At 62.3% G+C, this 20196-nt stretch carries 16 protein-coding genes; 6 read left to right on the plus strand and 10 right to left on the minus strand.

The features are described 5' to 3' along the window. Window positions 1-480: 480 nt before the first annotated feature. Entirely contained in the window at window positions 481-1596 is a 1116-nt protein-coding gene (locus NKH63_RS21065; RefSeq protein ID WP_352483695.1) for a hypothetical protein, read from the plus strand. Between the two features lie 54 nt (window positions 1597-1650). Here NKH63_RS21065 and nadE read toward each other — a convergent pair whose 3' ends face one another. The 8 genes from nadE to NKH63_RS21105 form a co-directional block, all read right to left on the minus strand. Beyond that, window positions 1651-2658, minus strand: coding sequence for an NAD(+) synthase (gene nadE / locus NKH63_RS21070; RefSeq protein ID WP_352483696.1), 1008 nt, complete (start codon window positions 2656-2658; stop codon window positions 1651-1653). Next, a complete protein-coding gene (locus NKH63_RS21075) occupies window positions 2655-4202 on the minus strand; it encodes a class I adenylate-forming enzyme family protein (RefSeq protein WP_352483697.1) in 1548 nt (515 codons plus the stop codon). Before NKH63_RS21075 ends, nadE begins: the two co-directional genes overlap by 4 nt. Window positions 4203-4224: 22 nt before the next feature. Further along, window positions 4225-4488: an acyl carrier protein gene (locus tag NKH63_RS21080; RefSeq protein ID WP_156948004.1), complete on the minus strand. Its 264-nt coding sequence runs from the start codon at window positions 4486-4488 to the stop codon at window positions 4225-4227. 19 nt (window positions 4489-4507) lie between these two features. Further along, window positions 4508-6445 carry an asparagine synthase (glutamine-hydrolyzing) gene (gene asnB, locus NKH63_RS21085; RefSeq protein WP_352589032.1) on the minus strand — a complete coding sequence of 646 codons (1938 nt, stop codon included), beginning with the start codon at window positions 6443-6445 and terminating at the stop codon, window positions 4508-4510. 292 nt (window positions 6446-6737) lie between these two features. After that, window positions 6738-7709, minus strand: a complete 972-nt coding sequence (locus tag NKH63_RS21090) for an NAD-dependent epimerase/dehydratase family protein (RefSeq protein WP_352814242.1) — start codon at window positions 7707-7709, stop codon at window positions 6738-6740. 109 nt (window positions 7710-7818) lie between these two features. Next, the gene (gene smc / locus NKH63_RS21095; protein WP_352918635.1) at window positions 7819-11277 is read right to left on the minus strand and encodes a chromosome segregation protein SMC; all 3459 of its coding nucleotides are present in this window, start codon (window positions 11275-11277) and stop codon (window positions 7819-7821) included. 117 nt (window positions 11278-11394) lie between these two features. Further along, window positions 11395-12123, minus strand: coding sequence for a DsbA family protein (locus NKH63_RS21100; RefSeq protein ID WP_023716945.1), 729 nt, complete (start codon window positions 12121-12123; stop codon window positions 11395-11397). A 129-nt stretch (window positions 12124-12252) separates the two neighbouring features. Continuing rightward, the gene (locus NKH63_RS21105) at window positions 12253-12753 is read right to left on the minus strand and encodes a DUF721 domain-containing protein (protein ID WP_352918637.1); all 501 of its coding nucleotides are present in this window, start codon (window positions 12751-12753) and stop codon (window positions 12253-12255) included. Between the two features lie 56 nt (window positions 12754-12809). Here NKH63_RS21105 and mutY point away from each other — a divergent pair, with 56 nt between their 5' ends. Both mutY and NKH63_RS21115 read left to right on the plus strand, forming a co-directional pair. Further along, window positions 12810-13922 carry an A/G-specific adenine glycosylase gene (gene mutY, locus NKH63_RS21110; RefSeq protein ID WP_352918639.1) on the plus strand — a complete coding sequence of 371 codons (1113 nt, stop codon included), beginning with the start codon at window positions 12810-12812 and terminating at the stop codon, window positions 13920-13922. A gap of 15 nt (window positions 13923-13937) precedes the next feature. Next, window positions 13938-14549: an HAD family hydrolase gene (locus NKH63_RS21115; RefSeq protein WP_352918641.1), complete on the plus strand. Its 612-nt coding sequence runs from the start codon at window positions 13938-13940 to the stop codon at window positions 14547-14549. Between the two features lie 65 nt (window positions 14550-14614). Here the strand turns inward: NKH63_RS21115 and NKH63_RS21120 are convergent, their stop codons facing one another. Continuing rightward, window positions 14615-15748, minus strand: coding sequence for a site-specific DNA-methyltransferase (locus NKH63_RS21120; RefSeq protein ID WP_023716941.1), 1134 nt, complete (start codon window positions 15746-15748; stop codon window positions 14615-14617). 180 nt (window positions 15749-15928) lie between these two features. Between NKH63_RS21120 and NKH63_RS21125 the strand changes: the two genes are divergently transcribed. Next, the gene (locus NKH63_RS21125; protein WP_352639125.1) at window positions 15929-16618 is read left to right on the plus strand and encodes an HAD family hydrolase; all 690 of its coding nucleotides are present in this window, start codon (window positions 15929-15931) and stop codon (window positions 16616-16618) included. Between the two features lie 38 nt (window positions 16619-16656). Here NKH63_RS21125 and NKH63_RS21130 read toward each other — a convergent pair whose 3' ends face one another. After that, window positions 16657-17361, minus strand: a complete 705-nt coding sequence (locus NKH63_RS21130; protein WP_352639123.1) for a hypothetical protein — start codon at window positions 17359-17361, stop codon at window positions 16657-16659. 127 nt (window positions 17362-17488) lie between these two features. Here NKH63_RS21130 and thrC point away from each other — a divergent pair, with 127 nt between their 5' ends. Together thrC and NKH63_RS21140 are read left to right on the plus strand one after the other, a co-directional pair. Continuing rightward, window positions 17489-18886 carry a threonine synthase gene (thrC, locus tag NKH63_RS21135; RefSeq protein ID WP_352846083.1) on the plus strand — a complete coding sequence of 466 codons (1398 nt, stop codon included), beginning with the start codon at window positions 17489-17491 and terminating at the stop codon, window positions 18884-18886. Between the two features lie 14 nt (window positions 18887-18900). Beyond that, window positions 18901-20193 carry a M16 family metallopeptidase gene (locus NKH63_RS21140; protein ID WP_023716937.1) on the plus strand — a complete coding sequence of 431 codons (1293 nt, stop codon included), beginning with the start codon at window positions 18901-18903 and terminating at the stop codon, window positions 20191-20193. The last annotated feature ends 3 nt before the right edge of the window (window positions 20194-20196 follow it).

Here is a 20196-nt window from a genome sequence, read left to right on the forward strand (position 1 = left end):
CGCAAGGCGAGGCATACGAGGCATTCTTGCCGCCCGGCGGCCAGAGCCGGTATTTGTCTCACCGTATTACGCCCGCGCCCCCAGTCAAGAGCCGCCACACGAAACTTTGGCCAGCCGAAACGGTTCGACGCGGAGCACGCAACTCATGCCGCTGGTCGTGTAGAGTCCGCCGGGAACCAAAATTACTGATGTCCAGGTATGAGGCCGGACAACCTGGTTCGCTACCATTCAAAGCAACGACTTTAATATCGGTTTACCTGAATCTGCTAGCAGCAATGACGCCGGTTTTCGTCGGTCAAGCAAAGGGTCCACCTTGCCGCAGCAATTCAGCACTCCGTTCAGTCACCGGGGCGACCGCAACTGGTCGAGGTTGCACGGCTTCATGGGCGTCGAGTTGGAACTCGCGTCCGATGTTCTCGTGCCTCGTGTCGCCTTGGCCCGGAAGCTCGGCGGACGGGACTTCGGTGCCGGGAGCCGGGCTTGAGCATCATTCGCGCCTTGCAAGGCGCCGACCTCCCGGCAGTCGCGGACATGTTTCAGCGCGTGCTGCTGAAGGAAGGGACGAAAGCGCCGGCCTCTCTCGTCGAATACATGAGACGGTTTTATCTGGATGCGCCCGGTTGCGGCGGCGACCTCCGGTCGCTTGTCCATGTCAACGACGCCGGTCGCGTCTCCGGATTTGTCGGTGTCCACGTGCTGCCGATGACGTTCAACGGCCGACAACTACGCGCCGCCATCTGTAGCTCGCTCATGGTCGAGGACCATGAGCACGATCCGCTGGCCGGCGCCCGCTTGCTGAAAGCATACCTTGATGGTCCGCAGGACATCTCCTTCAGCGAGACGGCCAACGATATCTCCGTGAAATTGTGGACCCGGCTGCGCGGCGCGGTCCTGCCGCAATACAGCCTTGACTGGGTCCGCGTGATGCGCCCCGCGGCCTTCATGCTCAGCCTTTCCGCCAATCGCCTGACGCTTGCCCGAATGCTCAATCCGTTGGCGCGTGCCGTCGACCGATTTTATTGCAGGAGGATGACGCCCAGCGAACGACGCTGGTCAGGTGTGGCGGTGGAAGGGGCAGGCCACGGAGCATTTCGGATATCCGAAATCGACAGCCACACATTTGCCAAGCTCATCGAGCCGTTTACCGCTCAATTCGCCCTGCGCCCGGATTGGACGGAAGGCCAACTCGACCACATCCTGACCGATGCGGCACAGAAGCCGGATTTAGGCGAGCTTGTCTTCGGTTGCGTGACATCGCCAGTCGGCAACAATGTCGGCGCTTTCGCCTATTACGCACGGAAGTATCAAATTGGTCGCGTGCTGCAGATCCTCGCCCTCCCCGGCCAGGCGGGCTCGGTGATAGACTGCCTTATCGATCATGCCGCCGCGCGCGGCGTCAGCGGCCTGCGCGGACGTGTTCAACCTGCACTTCTGGAGGCGATGCTTGGACGACGCATCGCTTTCCTGACCGTTGCCTCAACGGTGGTGCATTCACGTGATCCAGAGCTGTTGGACGCCATGAAGAACTCGCAAGTCTTCCTGAACGGTCTTGCGGGCGAGCAGTGGAGCCGGCTGATCGGGAGCCGTTTCAGCTAGAGTCGGGACACGTTCAAATCGAACCGTCCATCCGTGGCCCGGTTTCGAGGCGGTTCAGGTGCCGATTTCCTCGACTTCATCAACGAGTTGCGGACGCTGGTGCAGATAACGCGTCGCCTTGCGTTTGGCGATGATATCGGCCCAGACGCGTTCCACTTGTGAGGCGGCCAACCCCGCCGCCTGCCCCACCAGCTCAGCCGCCACGCCGTTGTTGAGGCCGTAAAGGCAAATATCCATACGGTCATAAGGAAGCGAGAAGTAGAACTCCTCCTGGGTCTGCGCCAGCGAGTAGGTATCGGTGGTCGGCGGCCGGTTCCGGATTTCCTCCGGAACACCGAGATGGGCCGCCAGCGCATAGACCTGCGTTTTATAGAGGTGCGCGATCGGCTTGACGTCCGCTGCGCCGTCACCGTTCTTCACGAAGAAACCCTGATCGTATTCCAGCCGGTTCGGCGTTCCAAGGACGGCGAAGTTCAAGCGGTCGGCGTGATAGTATTCGATCTGCTTGCGGGTGCGCTGTTTCATGTTGGTGGCGGCGACGATACCAAGATAGACAGGCAACGGCATTCTCAGTTTCGTCTGCTTGCCTTCCGGATCCTGCACCACCAGGGATGAGATATTGTAGCCCTTGCCCTCGAGGGCGTTCGCGATCACGATCTTCGAGGCCCAGCCTTCGGCGTATTCCGGGACCAATTCGCGGATAAAGGCGTCGCGACGCTGGTAGCAGCCCATCGCGCTCAGGGTCGGCCCGATATCCTCTACGATAGCCTCGACGCCAAAAGTTTCGGCGACGAGGCGGCCGAGCCGCAGACTTTCGGGATCGGAATCGCTTTCCGGCATGAACAGGCAAAGCACATTCCGCGGTCCGACGGCTCGCGCGGCCAACGCGACCGACACGCTCGAATCGATCCCGCCCGAAAGACCGAGCACAAGGCCCCGCTTGCGAAACCCGCGCAACTGCTGGCGCAAAGCCGTTACGACACGGTCCGTTTCGGCGGCCAGGTCGATCGCCAGAGCCTGCGCCAGAAAGGTCCGCGCGTCCTTGGCGGGGCGAACATTCATTGAGCGGCCTCCATGGTTTCTGCCGCAAGCCGACGACTGACCTTGCCGGTATCGGTCTTCGGCAGTTCCCGGCGGAACTCGATGACCCTGGGGACCATAAAGTCCTCAAGGTGGCGTGCACAATGACGAATGATATCCTTTTCGCTAAGCGCCGGGTCGGACCGTACGATGAGTGCACCGATCGCATGCCCGAGCACGGGATCCGGCACACCGACAACCACTGCTTCCGCGATGCCCGGATGCGCGTGAAGCACGGCTTCCACTTCCTTGGGCGCGACTTTCTCCCCCCGCGACTTTATGATGTCGTCCTTGCGGCCGACGAAATAAAGAAAGCCTTCCTCATCGGCCCGGAACAGATCGCCGGTGTAGAGAACCATCTCCCAAGGATTCGGACCTGGGCGAAGGGCTTGTGCCGTCGCAGCTTCGTTTCGCCAATAACCCTGCATGACGTGCGGCCCGCGAATGACCAACTCACCTGCTACGCCCGGCGGCACTCGTTGCCCGTAGTCGTCGACGACAAAGGCCTCGGTGTTCGGAATGGCTATCCCGACCGACCCCGGCCGGTGGTCGAGTTCCTCGGGTGGCAGATAGGTGCAGCGCTTGCATTCCGTCAGGCCATACATCGAATAGAGCCTGACATCGGGGAAAAGAAACCGCAGGCGTTCTATGTGAGCCGGCGGCAAGGCAGCCGCCGTGTTGGAAATATAGCGAAGGCTGGGCAGGAAGCCCGGCGCCAGGTCACGCATCTGCAGGATCATCGCTGCCATCGTGGGCACGAGCGGAAGACCGGTGACGCCTTCCTGGCGGATACGTTCAAAGACCGCCTGGGGAAAAGCGAAGGACTTCTCGAGCACGAGCGTGGCGCCGAGCCTGACAGCCATCAGCAACTGATAGAGCCCGTAGTCGAAAGCCAGGGGCAGAACATTCAAGATGATGTCGTCCGGCGAATTGCGCAGATAGGTGGTGATTGAGTCGGCCGCCGCGTCGCAATTGCGGTGCGTCATCATCACGCCCTTGGGCCGGCCGGTCGAGCCCGAGGTGTAGATCAACATCGCAAGATCGACGTCAATGCCGCGGTGGTCAATCTCCCTGGCTTGGAACGTCAAGCAATCCGCCAGGGATGTGGCGCCTGCCGGGCATTGGTTATCCGCACCAAGGGTGGAAGCCACGAAGATGCCGGTCTTGCCGGAGGATCCGGACGCCTCGGCGACCAAGGGCATCAGTTTTGCTTGCGTAAGGATCGCAGCTGCGTCGCAATCGGCGATGATGTAGGCAAGCTTTTCGGCCTTGGTAGATGCGTTGATCGGACTGAAAGTCGCGCCTGCCTTAAGAACTGCGAAAATCGAAACCGCAGCCTCCCAGCAATTGTCCATGAAGATCAGGACGCGGTCGTCGCGCCTGACGCCATTCGTGAAAAGGGCGGCGGCCAGGCGGCTTGAGAGATCGTCCAGCTCTTCGTAACACAGCCTTTTGTGCTCGGTGATCAATGCCGTTTTGGCTGGATGGGCAGCGGCCTTGGCAGCCAGAAAATGTTCGATCCGCACGGACGCTCCTCGCCAATTGCGCCTACGCTGCCAGCGCTTCTGCTTTCGCCTTGATGAAGGCGGAGATACGGTCAATCGAATCCAGATTGGCCGGTACGATGTCGGTATCGACCATCGCGATGCCGAAATCATCCTCAATGAAAGCTACGAGTTCCAGCACGGCCGTCGAGTCGATGATGTCGTTCTCGATCAGTGATGCCGTGTCTGCAAGCTCGTAGGACGAGTCGCCGAACAGGAAGTTGTCGACGATAAAGGTTTTGACCTTGTCCTTGATTGTTACCATGATGTTTTCTTCCCTCGATTTCTCAGGCCGCTCGTGCTGTACCGACCTTTTGGCCGGTGAAAATCTTCTGCCACAGTTGGGTCGACAAAATGCCGACGAAGGCAGCATTGTCGCGGAACCCGGACGCTGGCTGCAAGCGGCATTTCTCGTGCAGGTTCGCCACCGCCTTGGCGTTGAATAGTCCTCCGGCGGCGATGCTCGCCTCGCTGAGCGAGTCGCGCACGTAGTCCAGTTCTCCGGCTCCAACGAAGGAGCGGGCTTCCGGCGCCCGGTAAGGCTGTTTGGTGCGCTCCCCGATGGCCGTCGGGAGCAAGTGCTTGGCAACTTTGCGCAGTATGTGTTTTTCCACCAGCCCCTTCAGCTTCATTTCCGGCGGAAGTCTTGCTGCAAACTCCACCAAACGATGATCGAGGAAGGGGAAACGCCCTTCAATACCGTGCGCCATGGCCATCCGGTCGCCCTGGCTCGAGAGGATGTAGCCCGGCAGGAGAAAGCGGGTTTCGAGATATTGCCCCTGATGTAGCGGATGCCACCGGGAAAACGCCTCAGGCAACCGGCTGGCCAGTTCCTCGGCTGCGTCATAGCCCTTCAATGTCGCGCGCAGGTCACCGGAAAAGAACATCTTCGCCGCTGATGTGGTCTTGAAACGCGGCCGATGCGAGAATAGGGGATCGTCCAGGGCAGCGCTGCCGGTGCCGAAGAACGCAGCCAGGTACTCCACGGACTGCTGTTGCAGCCCCGGCAGATAGGGATAAAGCTTGCGGAACAGCTGTGGCCTGATGCGCGATGCCGGCTGTCGTCCGCAGAAACGGCGAACCCGCGCTTCCTTGAAGACATCATAGCCGGCAAAGACCTCGTCGGCGCCTTCGCCTGTCAGCACCACTTTCAAACCGGCCTGGCGAACGAGGCCGGACAGTTGATAGAGGGGGGCGGGGGCGGTACGGATGATCGGCCGTTCGGCAAAGCGGATGACTTCGGGAAACACACCGGCGATATCGCCCGCACGGCAGGCGATGGTTCGATGATAGGTGCCAAGCGCCAACGCCATTTCGGTCTGGAAGGCGCTTTCGTCATGCTCGGCGCTGTCGAACGTCACGGAAAATGTCTGCAGCTTAAGAGGAGTCATGCCGGCCGCGATTGCCGAAACGAGGGATGAATCGAGCCCGCCCGAAAGGTAAGAACCGACCGGAACGTCGGCGCGCATGCGAAGCCTCACCGCGTCGGTCAAAAGGGCCTGCAGTTCTTCGGCCGCATCGTCCTCATTGCTGATTTTTGATGGCGCGTCGAGATACGGGTAGTCTAGGTGCCAATATGGTTTGACCGTGACTTGCCCCTGTGTCGCGATCATCACGCTTCCCGGCTCCAGCTCGTGGATGTTGCGGAAAGCCGTGCGTGGAGCGATCGGCGCCCACAGCGTAAAGATCTGGTCGAGTGCGATCGGATCGATTTCGGCCGAGACGCCGGGCACCTTCAGCAGGGCTTTTATCTCCGACGCAAAGTAGAGCACCCCGTCCCTGCTGGTGTAGAACAGCGGCCGAACACCCATGCGGTCTCTTGCAAGCACCATCCGCCGACGCCGATTATCCCATATCGCGAAGGCGAAATCACCGTTCAGGAGCGACAGGCAGTCTTCGCCCATCTCGTCATACAGCTGCAGGAGAACTTCTGTGTCGCTCGACGTGCGGAAGCGTCGGCCCTTGGCCAGCAGTCCTTCGCGCAATTCCACGTAATTGAAAATCTCGCCGTTGAACGCAATCGTCAAATTGCCGGTCTCGTCGGACATCGGTTGCTGGCCATCACCAATCCCGATCACCGACAGCCGCGCATGCCCAAGTCCAGCTTCGGGCGCTACGAATTTCCCTCGTTCATCCGGCCCGCGATGGGCGATCGCAGACGTCATGCGCGCAAGCAAAGCTTCCGCATCCCGGACTGAACCGAAATAGCCCCCGAATCCGCACATCTACACAGCTCATACTGAACAGCAAGCCACAGAACATAGCGTTCATAAGCGCCTCAAAGGTTAATCGGATACTTTTCAGCGAGCATGTGGTTAACAGGATGTTAGGACAGTATGATGCTTTTTGCAGTCCGACTTGTACCCACTCCAGGTCACGCTTGACGGTGAGCTACTGTCGCACGAGCACCATGGGCCAGGTTCTTCAAAGCTTCGCGCCGGATCAGTTGCGGATTGGGCCGAATGCCAGTGATACCGGTTCGCATCGAGATAGCGATGTCACGGCGAGCAGTGCAAATTACTGCTTCGAGTACGGCCGGTACCAATCGACAAACTTCTTCAGCCCGTCCTCTATCGAAACGCTAGGCCTGAAGCCGAAATCCCGCTCCAGCGCGGTCATGTCGGCATAAGTCTTCTCGACGTCGCTCGCCTGCATCGGCTCGTTGTGGCGGATTGCCTTGACCTCGAGCAATCTTTCCAGAATGTCGATGAAGTCGCCCAGCCGCACCGGCCGGTTGTTGCCGACATTGTAAAGCCTGTTCGGCGGAACGTCAGCCGCCGGCGGCTTGTCGAGCACAGCGACAACCGCCTTCACAACATCGTCTATGTAGGTGAAATCGCGCCACATTTCGCCATTGTTGAAGACCCGGATCGGATTGCCCTCGAGCATCGCCTTGCTGAACATCCAATAGGCCATGTCGGGGCGGCCCCAGGGACCATAGACCGTGAAAAACCGCAGGCCGGTCTGCGGTATGCCGAACAGATGGGCGTAGGTGTGGCTCATCAGTTCATCGGTTTTCTTGGTGGCGGCGTAAAGCGAGACGGGCTTGTCGACCTGATCGGCCTCGCTGAACGGCACGCTGCGGTTGCCGCCATAGACCGAGCTCGACGAGGCATAGACCAGATGCTCGAATGCCGGTTCGGCGCGACAGAATTCGAGCACTTCGAGGTGGCCCATGACATTGGAACGGATATAGAGCCGTGGATTGTCGAGTGAGTGACGCACGCCGGCCTGCGCTGCGAGATGCACGATCCTGACGATGCCTTTCCCGGCCAAAGCGGCCGCAAGCGCGCCCTGTTCGGCAATATCGATCTGGTGGAACGAAAAATCCTTACGGGGCAGAAGGCGGGCAAGCCGCCCCTTTTTGAGCGCCAGGTCGTAATAGTCGTTCATGTTGTCGACGCCGACGACCGCTTCTCCCCGGTTGAGCAGATGGTGGCAAACATGACTGCCAATGAACCCCGCGGCTCCGGTGACAAGTATAGGCAACAAGCTTCTCCACGCGCACAGCCGGGCGGGTATCTGGAGAGGCAGATCCAGCCCATTTCGTCGTGCTATAGTCGAAAGCCGAGGTGGAGACCACCACTAAGCTGATGCTTCAGCTTGCCTCGCGCATGGCTTCGGCAGCCTGCAGGTCGACCGACACCAGTTGGCTAACGCCTTGCTCGGCCATGGTTACCCCGAACAGCCGGTCCATGCGCGCCATGGTGATCGGGTTGTGTGTGATGATGACGAAGCGCGTTTCGGTGGTTGCGGCCATTTCGTCCATCAAATTGCAGAAGCGTTCGACATTGTGGTCGTCGAGCGGGGCGTCGACTTCGTCGAGCACGCAGATCGGCGCCGGGTTGGTCAGGAACACGGCGAAGATCAGCGACATCGCCGTCAATGCCTGCTCACCGCCGGACAGCAGCGTCATCGTCTGCGGTTTCTTGCCAGGCGGGCGCGCCAGGATCTCGAGCCCGGCTTCGAGCGGATCGTCGGACTCGATCAGTTGCAGCTCGGCGGTGCCGCCGCCGAACAAATGCGAAAACAGCCGCTGAAAATGGCCGTTGACCACCTCGAAGGCGGCGAGCAGCCGCTCGCGGCCTTCGCGGTTCAGGCTGTGGATCGCCTGCCGCAGCTTGCGGATCGCCTCGATGATGTCGTCGCGCTCGGAGACGATGGTCTCCAGCCGACCCGATAGTTCTTTCTGCTCTTCCTCGGCGCGCAAATTGACAGCGCCCAACCGTTCGCGCTCGACCTTCAGCCGGTCGAGCTGACGCTCGACCTCGGCCATTTCGGGCATCGGGCTGTCGGGTTCGAGGCCAGTGTGGCGGATCACCAGATGCGGCGGCGTGTTCAGCGTTTCCTGGATGCGCGCCTCGACTTCCAGCCGCCGCTCGTCGGCAGCGGTCAGCCGCTCTTCGGCGCGAACACGCGTTTCGCGCGCTTCGGCGAGCGACTGAATGGCAGCGGTCGCAGCCTTGTCCAGCTCGGACTGCCGGTTCTCCGCTTCCTGCAAGCGGTCACCTGCAGCTTTTCGCAGGCTTTCGGCCTCGGCGAGTTGCGACAGCAGGGCGCGCCGTTTGGCGTCGATCTCGTCGGGTGCGTCGGCCAGTTGCTCGCGCTCGGCCTCAGCCTCTGCCTTGCGTTCGCCGAGTGCCGCGATCTGCGTCGAGGCGTTTTCGGCGCGCTCCACCCAATTGCGCCGTTCCGCGCCGATCGCGTCGAGCCGGCGCGTACGTGCCTCGGCTTCTCGCCTCAGACCCTCGTGAACGGCACGCGCATCGGCAAGGGCGGCGCGGTCGTGGGCGACGTTGGCCGCCGACTGCTCGAGCTGCAGTTGCAGATCGCCGAGATCGGGAGCGTCTTGCAGCAGCATTTCCGCTTCGACGAATGCTGCCGCCGTCTCCTCATGGCTGTCGACGATACGCGCGCGCGCCTCGTCAAGTGCTGCACGCCGGCTCGACAGTTCGCCGCCGGCTTTTTCGGCCTCAGCCAGCGTATTGCGGGCAGCATCCAGCCCATGCTGGGCGTCGCGCCCGGCCTGTCGGGCATTGCGTTCGGCCTCGCTCGCCTGGGCAAGCGCCTGTTCGGCCGTCGCAAGCGCCTGTTCGGCTTCGCGCAGGATGCGCGTGGCATGAACCGCTTCGGCATCGAGTTCGGCCAGCCGGTTTTTCTGCGCCAGCCGCTGCGCGGCGGCGGTCGGCGCATCGGCGCTGGCGGTGAAGCCATCCCAACGCCAGAGCGCGCCTTCGCGGCTGACCAATCGTTGACCGGGAGCAAGCAGCGTCTGCAACTTTCTTCCGTCGGCGGCATCGACAATGCCGATCTGGGCCAGCCGGCGGGCCAGTTGCGCCGGCGCGCGCACCACGCTAGCGAGGCTCTTTATGCGTTCCGGCAAAGCGACATCGCCGGGCTGGATTTCGCTCTGGCCCCAATGCACAGGCGCGCTACGATCAAGCGGCACGTCAAGATCTTCGCCAAGCGCGGCACCCAGCGCCGTCTCGTAGCCACGCTCGACGCTGATCTGCTCCAGCACCGAGGGAAACAAATCGCCGCTCGCGGCGTTCAGGATCTTGGCGAGCGTGCGGGCCTCGGTTTCGATCCGCGCCAGTTCGGCCTTTGCGTCCTGAACCGGTGGGCGGGCGGCACTTTCGCTTGCGCGTGCCTCGGCGACCGCCTGTTCCGTGGCAATCGCGGCTCGTTCGGCCCCTTCGAGCAGCGCCTGCGCCTGTTCGACCAGCAGCCGCTTCTCGGCGGGGTCGGGCAGGCCGGCGACCCTGGAGACGATCTCCGACAGTTCGCGGTCGACATCGGCAAGCTGGCGGGCAAAGCGGTCGCGGCGCTCAGCGGTATCGCGCAGCGTCCGTTCAATCTGGTTGCGCGAGGCGGCCGCCTCCGCCCGTTCGGCGGTCAGCGAGGCCAGCTTGGCCTCGCTCGAAGCAAGCGTCGATGCCGCCTGCTCGAAAGCCGCGCGGGTGCTGGCCTCGCGCTCGGCGGCGCCGGCGTTTTCGATATTGAGCGCGGCTTCTTCGGCGGCGAGGCGTTCGAGGATATCCGCATTGTCGCGGACCATGCGCTCCTCGCGGGCAAGGTCGCCATCGAGCTGTTGCAGTCGGCGGTCGAGCTCAGCCTGGCGGGCGCGGATGCGGCCTGCCTCTTCCTCGATCTGTGCCTTGGCGATCGACAGGCGCTGGAAGGCGGCGGCGGCGGCGGCTTCCGCATCGCGCAGGTCCGGCAGCCGGTGGGCGTTGATACCTTGTTCCCTTGCGGCAGCCATCTGGGCGGCAGCACGGTCGCCGACCAGCGCGGTGGCAATCGCCAGCGCCGAACGCGCTTCGCCTTCCTGCGTCTTGGCCAGCGTCCAACGCAGATGCAGCAGCGTCGCTTCGGCCTTGCGGATGTCGGCCGACAGGTTCTTGAAGCGCGAGGCCTGGCGGGCCTGGCGTTTCAGGCTTTCGATCTGGCTTTCCAGCTCGCCGACGACGTCGTCCAGCCGTTCGAGGTTCTGTTCGGCCGCCTTCAGCCGCAGCTCGGCTTCGTGGCGCCGTGTGTGCAGGCCGGAAATGCCGGCCGCCTCTTCCAGCAGTGCGCGGCGCGCCTGCGGCTTTGCCTGGATCAGCTCGCCGATGCGGCCCTGGCCAACCATCGAGGGCGAGCGGGCGCCGGTCGACTGGTCGGCGAACAGCAGCTGGACATCCTTGGCACGGGCTTCCTTGCCATTGATGCGGTAGAGCGAGCCGGCCTCGCGCTCGATGCGGCGCGAGACCTGCAACTCATCGGCGTCGTTGAAGGCAGACGGCGCAGTCCGGTCGCTATTGTCGAGGAACAGCGTGACTTCGGCGGTGTTGCGGGCCGGACGCGTTCCCGAGCCGGAAAAGATGACGTCGTCCATGCCGGACGCACGCATGTTCTTGTAAGAGCTTTCGCCCATAACCCAGCGTAGCGCCTCGACCAGGTTCGACTTGCCGCAGCCGTTCGGCCCGACGATGCCGGTCAGGCCGCGTTCGATGACGAACTCGCCGGGTTCGACGAAGGATTTGAAGCCGAGGAGGCGAAGGCGCGAGAACTTCATTCGCGCCGACCCATAGCCAAGTTTCGCAAAACTGTTCCGCGGTTTTGCAAGGAGAACCAGCGGCAAGACAAAGAAGTGCGCACGCCGAAGCGCAGCCGCTTCGGCGCTGCCGAAACGTCAGAGCAGAGGGTCGATGATGGCCGACATTTCCGCAATCGACATCGCCCCTTTGTAGGTCTTTCCGTTGATGAAAAAGGTCGGTGTGGAATCGACCTTGAATTCGTCGGCGCCGCGCTTCTGGACGGATCTCACATCGTCCAGAAGCTTCTGGTCCGTCAAGCAGGCCTCGAAGGACTCCTGTGTAAAACCGGCAAGCTTGGCGATTTGCAGCAGTGCGTCCTTGGTATTGTTCACACCAACCCAGTTCGCCTGCTGCCTGAACAGCACGTCGACCATCGGGAAATAGTTGTCCTTGGAGCAGCGCGCCAGCATGAAACCGGCCTCGGCGCTGGGGTCGAACGGAAATTCGCGCAGGATGTAACGGGCCTTGCCGGTGTCGATATATTTCGTCTTCAGCTCCGGAAAAGTGGTCTCGGCGAAATGCGCGCAATGCGGGCAGGTCATCGATGCATATTCAACGATGGTGACCTTTGCGTCGTCCTTGCCGAGCTGCATGTCGGGCAGCGCGCCGGGCTTCAACAAGGCTGCCATATCCACCGTGCCCTGAGCTTCAGGCGCCTTGGCGGCGGCTGGAGCGGCCGGCTTCGCAGGTTCCGCCGGAGCCGCAGGCTTCACATCCTGCGCCTCGGCTTTCTCGCCGGAATCGCTGCAGGCGGCAAGCAGCGCCACCGCTGGTATGGCGGCGAGCGACGACAAGAGATTTCTGCGGGACAAGGAACGGATCATACGAATCACCTGGCAATAGTTGGATTTTGCAATGCAAAGGCTACAAAAAGCGAGAGTTGGCGCGAATTAAGGCATTGCCACCCCTATTCCAATCGGCAAATTCGAGCATGCCATCACGATAGCGCGAGATTACGGCTTCCTTTGGCCTAGAATGGTGGCGCCAAGCCGCTCCAGCGAGGCGCGCAGCCCGTCGTCCTCGATCAAACCGACAGTGCCCGACAGCTTCGCCTTCTCGGCCACGGTCAGCGGCCGCAAACTGGGTTTCGGCTTTTCCTTGCCAGTCATTACCGGTTTCTGCACGATCCTGATCCGGCCGATCGCATTGAAGCCGAGAAACGCATTGACCCGGTTGATGATCTCGCCGGTCTCGTGCTGCAGATGCAGTGCCGCCACACCCTCGCAGGCAATCACCAGCACCGCCGGCTCGAACGGATCGTCCTCGTGCATGCGGCGTGGCCACTGGATCTTTTCCGGGCGCGAGCGGCCGGCAAGCCGCGGGCCGGCAATCTCTTCCCACGACTGAACCAGCCCGATCGACATGCCGGCCCGCTTGCGCAGCACCGGGTCGAGGATCTCGGTTGCGAGATCGCTCACCGGAACGGGATTGCCGAAGGGCCTTTTCCCTGCCATGTGCGTTCTCCAGTCACCAGCTTCAGCACCAGTGGATTAGGGCCGACCCTCGATCAATGGCACTGCACGACCAGACCCGCAAGGCCGTATCCGGAGACAATGGCGAGATCGCGTTCCGGCTGCTTGGCTGGTACGACGCGCATCACCGCGACCTGCCCTGGCGCGTTCCGCCGCGCGCGCTGGCAGGCGGCGCGCAGCCCGATCCCTATCTGGTCTGGCTTTCCGAGGTGATGCTGCAGCAAACCACGGTCGAGGCGGTAAAATCCTATTTCCGGGCGTTCGTGCAGAAGTGGCCAACTGTCGAGGCACTGGCGGCGGCACCGATCGAAGACGTCATGAAGGCCTGGGCCGGGCTCGGCTATTATTCTCGCGCCCGCAACCTCAAGGCTTGCGCCGATCTCGTCGCGCGGCTAGGCGGCCGCTTTCCGGACAGTGAGACCGGCTTGAAGGAACTGCCCGGTATCGGCGCCTATACGGCAGCGGCGATCGCGGCGATCGCCTTCGACCGACCAGCCGCGGTCGTCGACGGCAATGTCGAACGGGTCGTCTCACGGCTGTTTTCGATCGCCACGCCGCTGGGCGAAGCCAAGGGCGAGATACGCAGCCACGTCGAGCACATGGTTCCCGGGACAAGGCCCGGCGACTTCGCGCAGGCGATGATGGACCTGGGCGCGACGATCTGCACGCCGCGCCGGCCCCGCTGCATGCTTTGCCCCGTCAGGCAGGATTGCAGCGCCACAATCTCGGGCGATCCCGAGCGCTTTCCGGTCCGCCTGCCCAAGGCCGAGAAACCCTTGCGCCGCGGCGCCGCTTTCGTCGCCGTCAGGGGCGACGGCGCCGTGCTTTTGCGCAAGCGCGTCGAAAAAGGCCTGCTGGGCGGCATGACCGAAGTGCCGACGACCGGCTGGACCGCGCGCATCGACGGCGCCACAACGGAAGCGGCAGCCCCGTTCCCCGGCGACTGGCGGCAGGCCGGACGCATCGGCCATGTCTTTACCCATTTTGCGCTCGAACTCGACGTGTTCAAGGCGGAGACCGACAGCGTCGCCCCGGCCGGGCATTTTTGGTCGCTGGCCCATGAAATTTCCGGGGAGGCGCTGCCGACCGTCATGAAAAAGGTAATCGAAGCGGCGATACCGGGCGCGACGAAGAAGCAGCGTCCGCATTGAAAGAAAGAGAGAAGAATGTCCGAAATCCGCCACATCGTTTTCGACATTGGCAAAGTGCTGATCCACTATGATCCGAACCTGCCCTTCAGCCGCTTGATCCCCGATCCCGACCAACGGAAATGGTTCTTCGACAATGTCTGCACGCATGATTGGAACATCGAGCAGGATCGCGGCCGGACCTGGGAAGAGGCAGAGACGCTCCTGATCGCCCAGTACCCGGATCACGAACAGAATATCCGCAATTTCCGCCGCCATTGGCACGAAATGGCACCGCATGCCTATACTGACAGCGTAGCCATCATGGAGCGCCTGATCGACACGGGCCATGACGTGACGCTGCTGACCAACTGGGCTGACGATACGTTCCGCGAAGCGCGCGACCGCTTTCCGTTCCTGGAGCGCCCGCGCGGCATCACCGTGTCAGCCGAGATCGGGCTAATCAAGCCGGATCGCGCCATCTATGATCACCACGTCACCGCGTTCGGCCTCGAACCGTCAGCCACGCTATTCATCGACGACAGCCAGAAAAATGTCGACGGCGCCAAGGCGGCCGGCTGGCAGTCGGTGCTGTTCACCGATGCAAAGACGCTCAGGGCGGACCTTGCGCGTCTTGGGATCAAGGTGTGATTTGAATCGCTTCCAGGGACTGGCTGAGCCTTCGCATTAACTGATCTGTCGCAACTCAGAAACCGTCAGGCCCCTGCCCGTTCCATGCCTAGCCGCGCAATGCGGCGAAGCTCGTCGATCGGGGTCAGTCCTCCGCTGCGCTCATAATGCCAGAAGGTCCATCCGTTGCAGGCGTCCAGCCCCTGTACCTCGGCGCCGATCTTGTGGATCGACCCGGCACTGTCGCCGATCGCCAGCGTGCCGTCGGCACGCACCTTGGCCGCCCAGCGCTTCTTGGCGTCGTAGAGCGTGGCGCCGGGTGCCACCAGGCCATTGTCGAGCAGGGTGACGAAGGCGACGCGCGGCTCGGCGCGCTTGCCGGTCAGCACTGTCAAATTGGCGCCGTCCAGCGGCCGGACCGCATCGATGCGTTCCATGGCGGCATCGATATAGGCTTGCTCACGCTCGATGCCGACGAAGTGGCGGCCAAGCCGTTTGGCCACCGCACCGGTGGTTCCTGAACCGAAGAAGGGATCGAGCACGATGTCGCCGGGCCTGGTCGATGCCGTCATGACGCGGGCAAGCAACGCTTCCGGCTTCTGCGTCGGATGCAATTTGTCGCCATTGTCGTTCTTCAGGCGCTCGCCGCCGGTGCAGATCGGAAACAGCCAGTCGGAGCGCATCTGAATGTCGTCGTTCGATGCCTTCAGCGCCTCGTAGTTGAAGGTGTAACCTTTGCCCTTCTGGTCGCGCGATGCCCAGATCATCGTCTCATGCGCGTTCTGGAAGCGACGGCCACGGAAATTGGGCATTGGATTGGTCTTGCGCCAGACGACGTCATTGAGGATCCAGAAGCCCAGGTCCTGCATCTTGGCGCCGACCCTGAAAATATTGTGGTAGGAGCCGATGACCCAGATCGTGCCGTTGGGCTTCAACACGCGGCGCGCCGCCAGCAGCCAGGCGCGGGTGAAGGCGTCGTAGGCCTCAAAACTGTCGAACTGGTCCCAATGGTCGTCGACGGCATCGACCTTGGATTGGTCGGGCCGGTGCAGATCGCCATCGAGCTGCAGATTGTAAGGCGGATCGGCAAAGATCACGTCGATCGATTTTTCCGGCAGCCGTTCCAGCGCGGCGACGCAGTCGCCCTTCAGGATCGTATCCAGCCACTCGGATTGCTGGGGAGCATCGGAAAGCTCGTCGAGAAGACGCACGGCAGACATTATGACACCCAAGGCACGCGTTACTGTTTACTGTCCGTTATGGTTACCGATCAGCGTAAATATTCAGTGAAGCATACTGCCGAATTTGCGAAGCCCGGCCTGTTGGTGTATGCCGCGCCGCCTGAGCCGTTTGGACCAAAGGCCTCTTGGCATTCCCTTCATCCCGCTTTCCGGATCACCATGCCCCAGCCAGACCTTGTCATCTTCGATTGCGACGGCGTGCTCGTCGATTCCGAAATCATCGCCGCACGCATCGATGCCGAGCTTTTGACCTCGGCCGGCTATGAGATATCGGCGGAGGAGATTTCCGAGGTCTATGCCGGGCTGACTTTCAAGGACATCATGATGCGGGTCGAGGAAAAGTCCCGGATCCCGTTCCAGGCCTCCCTGATCGACAAGGAGGAACAGCTGGTCGATCGCCGGCTGCGCAGCGACGTGCGTGCCATCGACGGGGCGCACGAGGCTGTCGCCGCGGTAACGGTGCCGCGCTGCGTCTGTTCGAATTCGCGTTCGGAGCGGATCGAATTCATGCTGGAGAAGGTGCAGCTTTTGCCGTTCTTTGCCGGCCGTATCTTTTCGTCGCTGGAAACGCCGACCGGGAAAACCAAGCCGGCGCCGGACGTGTTCCGGTTCGCCGCGGAAAAGCTCAAGGCCGATCCTGCGAACACCTTCGTCATCGAGGATTCCGTGCATGGCGTCACCGGCGCCAAGACGGCGGGAATGCGCGTCATCGGCTTCACCGGCGCGGCGCACAGCTATCCCGGCCACGCCGATGCGCTGACCGAAGCCGGTGCCGAAACGGTCATCCGCCGCTGGGCGGAACTGAAAAGCGTGATCGCCGCGCTGTCGGAATGGTCGGCGGACGCCTGAGAGGCCCCCTCCAACCGCCGTGGCGCGAATGCACCGGCTCAGTTGGTCGCGGCGGCTTTCTTCTTCTTCGGCTTGTCCGACGCCCCTTTCGGAGCGCCCTCGTCATACCCGGCAAATGCCTGGTAGTCCCGCGCCGTCGGCTCCGGAACGACGACGTTGGAATCGGTGAAGACGAACTGCGTGGCACTCGAGGGATCGGTAACCTGGACCTGATAGGAGTGAAGCTGCGAATAGAGAACTTCGGTGCCGTGCATCACCGCGATACGGATCGGCATGGTGATGGTACCGGGGGCGAACATCGGACCAGGCACGACCTTGCCGGCAACGGCTATCTTCATCGACAAGGAGCCGTTGGCGCGGCTGCAGTCGCGGGTCACATCGGTGATCGAAGCCTGATAGATGATCTTGGCGGAATCGTCCGGCTGATCGACGCCTGCCGCGTCCGCTGCCGGCTGGGCGGCTTGGGCATCCTCGGCGGCAACATCGGTTTTTTTCTTCGGCTTCGGACCGCTCTTGGCGTAGATATTGAAGAAGGCGGTGCCGTCACGCAACGTCACTTTCGGGCAATAGGCCTGCAGCTGGCTGGAAAGCACCTTGGGGTCGGGTGGCGGTGGTGGCGTCGTATCCTTCTTGCCGAAGCCGAGAATGCCATTGTCGCTCGATTGGCAGCCTGCGGCAGCAAGCATAAAGCCGGTGAGCGCCAGACCCGCGACAAAACGACCGTTGAATGAATGAAACGCCATGAACTGCACTTCCCTCTCGCAAAGCCGGTGACGTATATCAACCGCGCGGCAAAAATGCGACTGAGCCAGCGCAGAAATCCACCACCTTACGGCGGGCGAAGATTCCCGCAGCAATGGAAACGTGACGATGCAATATGTGAGTACCCGCGGGGAAGCGCCCGCGCTTGGATTCTCCGACGCGGTGCTGGCCGGGCTGGCCCGCGACGGCGGGCTCTATCTGCCGAGCGCCTGGCCGCATTTTTCCGCAGCAGAGGTCCGCGCCATGCGCGGCCTTGCCTATCCCGATCTTGCAATCCGCGTGCTGTCGCCGTTCCTCGGTGGCGAGATCGCGGCGCCGGTGTTCGAACGGCTGGTGCGCGAAGCCTATGCGACCTTCCGCCATGAGGCCGTCTGCCCGCTGGTGCAGAGCGGGCCGAACAGCTTCGTGCTCGAGTTGTTCCACGGCCCGACGCTCGCGTTCAAGGACGTGGCGATGCAGCTTCTTGCGCGGCTGATGGACCATGTGCTGGCCGAGCGCGACCAGCGCGCCACCATTGTCGGCGCCACTTCCGGCGACACCGGAGGGGCCGCCATCGATGCCTTTGCCGGGCGCAACCGCACCGACATCTTCGTGCTTTTCCCGCACGGCCGCGTCTCGCCGGTGCAGCAGCGGCAGATGACGACCTCGACCGCCGCAAACGTCCACGCATTGGCGATCGAAGGCAATTTCGACGACTGCCAAGGCCTGGTGAAGGACATGTTCAACGACCACGGTTTTCGCGACCGGGTGTCGCTATCCGGCGTCAATTCGATCAATTGGGCCCGCATCATGGCCCAGATCGTCTATTATTTCTCCTCCGCGCTGTCGCTTGGCGCGCCCGACAGGCCGGTTTCCTTCACGGTGCCGACCGGCAATTTCGGCGACATTTTCGCCGGCTACGCCGCCAAGAAGATGGGATTGCCGATCGAGCGGCTGATCATAGCCACGAACGACAACGATATTCTGGCGCGCATGCTGGCGACCGGCGAATACCGCATGAAAGGGGTCTTTTCGACCACGTCGCCCTCGATGGACATCCAGGTGTCTTCGAACTTCGAACGCTTGCTGTTCGAGGCGTCCGGCCGCGATGCCTCGACCGTGCGGCGCTACATGGACGGGCTCAAGCAGTCCGGCGCCTTCACCATCGAGGCCGGCGAAATCGCCAAGATCCGCTCCGAATTCGACGCCGGCCGCGCCACCATGGGCGAGGTCGCCGCCACAATCCGCACCACACTTGCGGCGAGTGGCTACCTGCTCGACCCGCATACCGCCGCAGCCGTGCATGTGGCCACTGGCAAAGCCGCCGGTGAGGTGCCAATGGTGGTGCTGGGCACTGCGCACCCGGCAAAGTTTCCGGCGGCCGTCGAAGCCGCCAGCGGCGTGTCGCCTGCCCTCCCCGCATGGCTGGGCGGGTTGATGAGCGCCGAGGAAAAATACACGGTACTTCCATCCGACCTGAAAATGGTGGAAGATTATGTCGGCCGCCACACGCGGGCGGCGCGTTAGGGAGTAATTGCCATATGGGTGTTGAGGTAAGCCGTCTGTCGAACGGCCTGACAGTCGCCACCGAAACCCTTCCAAGCCTCGAATCTGTTGCCCTTGGTGCCTGGGTCAAGTCGGGCGCACGCAACGAGCGTGACGAAGAGCACGGAATGGCGCATTTGCTCGAGCACATGGCTTTCAAGGGCACCAGGCGGCGAAGCGCCTTCGAGATCGCCTCGGAGATCGAGGACGTCGGCGGCGAGATCAATGCCGCGACCAGCGTCGAGACGACCTCCTATTATGCAAGGGTTCTGAGCGACGATGTGCCGCTGGCGGTCGATATCCTTTCCGACATCCTGCAGGACTCCGAATTCGATCCGCAGGAGCTGGAGCGCGAACAGCATGTGATTCTGCAGGAGATCGGCGCCGCGCACGATACGCCCGACGATGTCGTTTTCGATCACTTTACCGAGACCGCCTTCCGCCACCAGACTATCGGCCGCTCGATTCTCGGCACGCCGGAAACCGTCAAATCCTTCACTTCGAAGCAACTGCACGACTTCATCGAACGGCAGTACGGCGCCGAGAACATGGTGATGGTGGCAGCCGGCGACATCAAGCACGACGATTTCGTGCGCGAGGTCGAAAAGCGTCTCGGCGGCTTCCGCGGCAAGGCCGACGGCACCATCCCGCAATATGCGCAATATGTCGGCGGCGATTTTCGCGAAGACCGCGACCTGATGGACGCCCAGATCGTGCTGGGTTTCGAGGGCCGTGCCTATCACGTCCGCGATTTCTATGCCTCTCAGGTCCTGTCGATGATCCTCGGCGGCGGCATGTCGTCGCGGCTTTTCCAGGAAGTCCGCGAAAAACGCGGCCTGTGCTATTCGGTCTATGCCTTCCATTGGGGTTTTTCCGACACCGGCGTCTTCGGGGTCCATGCGGCAACCGGACAAAGCGATATCGCCGAGCTGGTGCCTGTGATCATCGACGAGCTACAAAAGGCCGGCGAAAACATCCTGCAGGAGGAGCTCGACCGGGCGCGTGCCCAATACCGCGCCGGGCTGATCATGTCGGCCGAGAGCCCGGCCAGCCGCGCCTCGCAGATCGCCAGGCAGTTGCTTCTGTTCGGCAGGCCGATCGCCAAGGAAGAGCTGATGGAGCGGCTGTCGGCGCTGACGGTCAAGCGGCTGACGGATCTGTCGTCGCGGCTTTTTTCGACGAAGCCGACGCTTACAGCCGTCGGGCCGGTGGGTACGCTCGCGCCCTATGAAGCGATCCTCGATTCGCTTTCGGGCTCGCAGACCACTGCCCGTAAGCTTGCCGTCTAAGCT

It is taken from the genome of Mesorhizobium sp. M0960 (assembly GCF_040319055.1).
In the GTDB taxonomy this organism is placed as follows: Bacteria; Pseudomonadota; Alphaproteobacteria; order Rhizobiales; family Rhizobiaceae; genus Mesorhizobium.

What these genes read in the sequence shown, in the direction of transcription:
- NKH63_RS21125 (WP_352639125.1), top strand. Translation starts at nt 15,929, where the DNA reads ATGCCCCAGCCAGACCTTGTCATCTTCGATTGCGACGGCGTGCTCGTC.
- smc (WP_352918635.1), bottom strand. Translation starts at nt 11,277, where the DNA reads ATGAAGTTCTCGCGCCTTCGCCTCCTCGGCTTCAAATCCTTCGTCGAA.
- NKH63_RS21130 (WP_352639123.1), bottom strand. Translation starts at nt 17,361, where the DNA reads ATGGCGTTTCATTCATTCAACGGTCGTTTTGTCGCGGGTCTGGCGCTC.
- NKH63_RS21140 (WP_023716937.1), top strand. Translation starts at nt 18,901, where the DNA reads ATGGGTGTTGAGGTAAGCCGTCTGTCGAACGGCCTGACAGTCGCCACC.
- NKH63_RS21120 (WP_023716941.1), bottom strand. Translation starts at nt 15,748, where the DNA reads ATGTCTGCCGTGCGTCTTCTCGACGAGCTTTCCGATGCTCCCCAGCAA.
- asnB (WP_352589032.1), bottom strand. Translation starts at nt 6,445, where the DNA reads ATGTGCGGATTCGGGGGCTATTTCGGTTCAGTCCGGGATGCGGAAGCT.
- mutY (WP_352918639.1), top strand. Translation starts at nt 12,810, where the DNA reads ATGGCACTGCACGACCAGACCCGCAAGGCCGTATCCGGAGACAATGGC.
- thrC (WP_352846083.1), top strand. Translation starts at nt 17,489, where the DNA reads ATGCAATATGTGAGTACCCGCGGGGAAGCGCCCGCGCTTGGATTCTCC.
- NKH63_RS21100 (WP_023716945.1), bottom strand. Translation starts at nt 12,123, where the DNA reads ATGATCCGTTCCTTGTCCCGCAGAAATCTCTTGTCGTCGCTCGCCGCC.
- NKH63_RS21115 (WP_352918641.1), top strand. Translation starts at nt 13,938, where the DNA reads ATGTCCGAAATCCGCCACATCGTTTTCGACATTGGCAAAGTGCTGATC.
- nadE (WP_352483696.1), bottom strand. Translation starts at nt 2,658, where the DNA reads ATGAATGTTCGCCCCGCCAAGGACGCGCGGACCTTTCTGGCGCAGGCT.
- NKH63_RS21105 (WP_352918637.1), bottom strand. Translation starts at nt 12,753, where the DNA reads ATGGCAGGGAAAAGGCCCTTCGGCAATCCCGTTCCGGTGAGCGATCTC.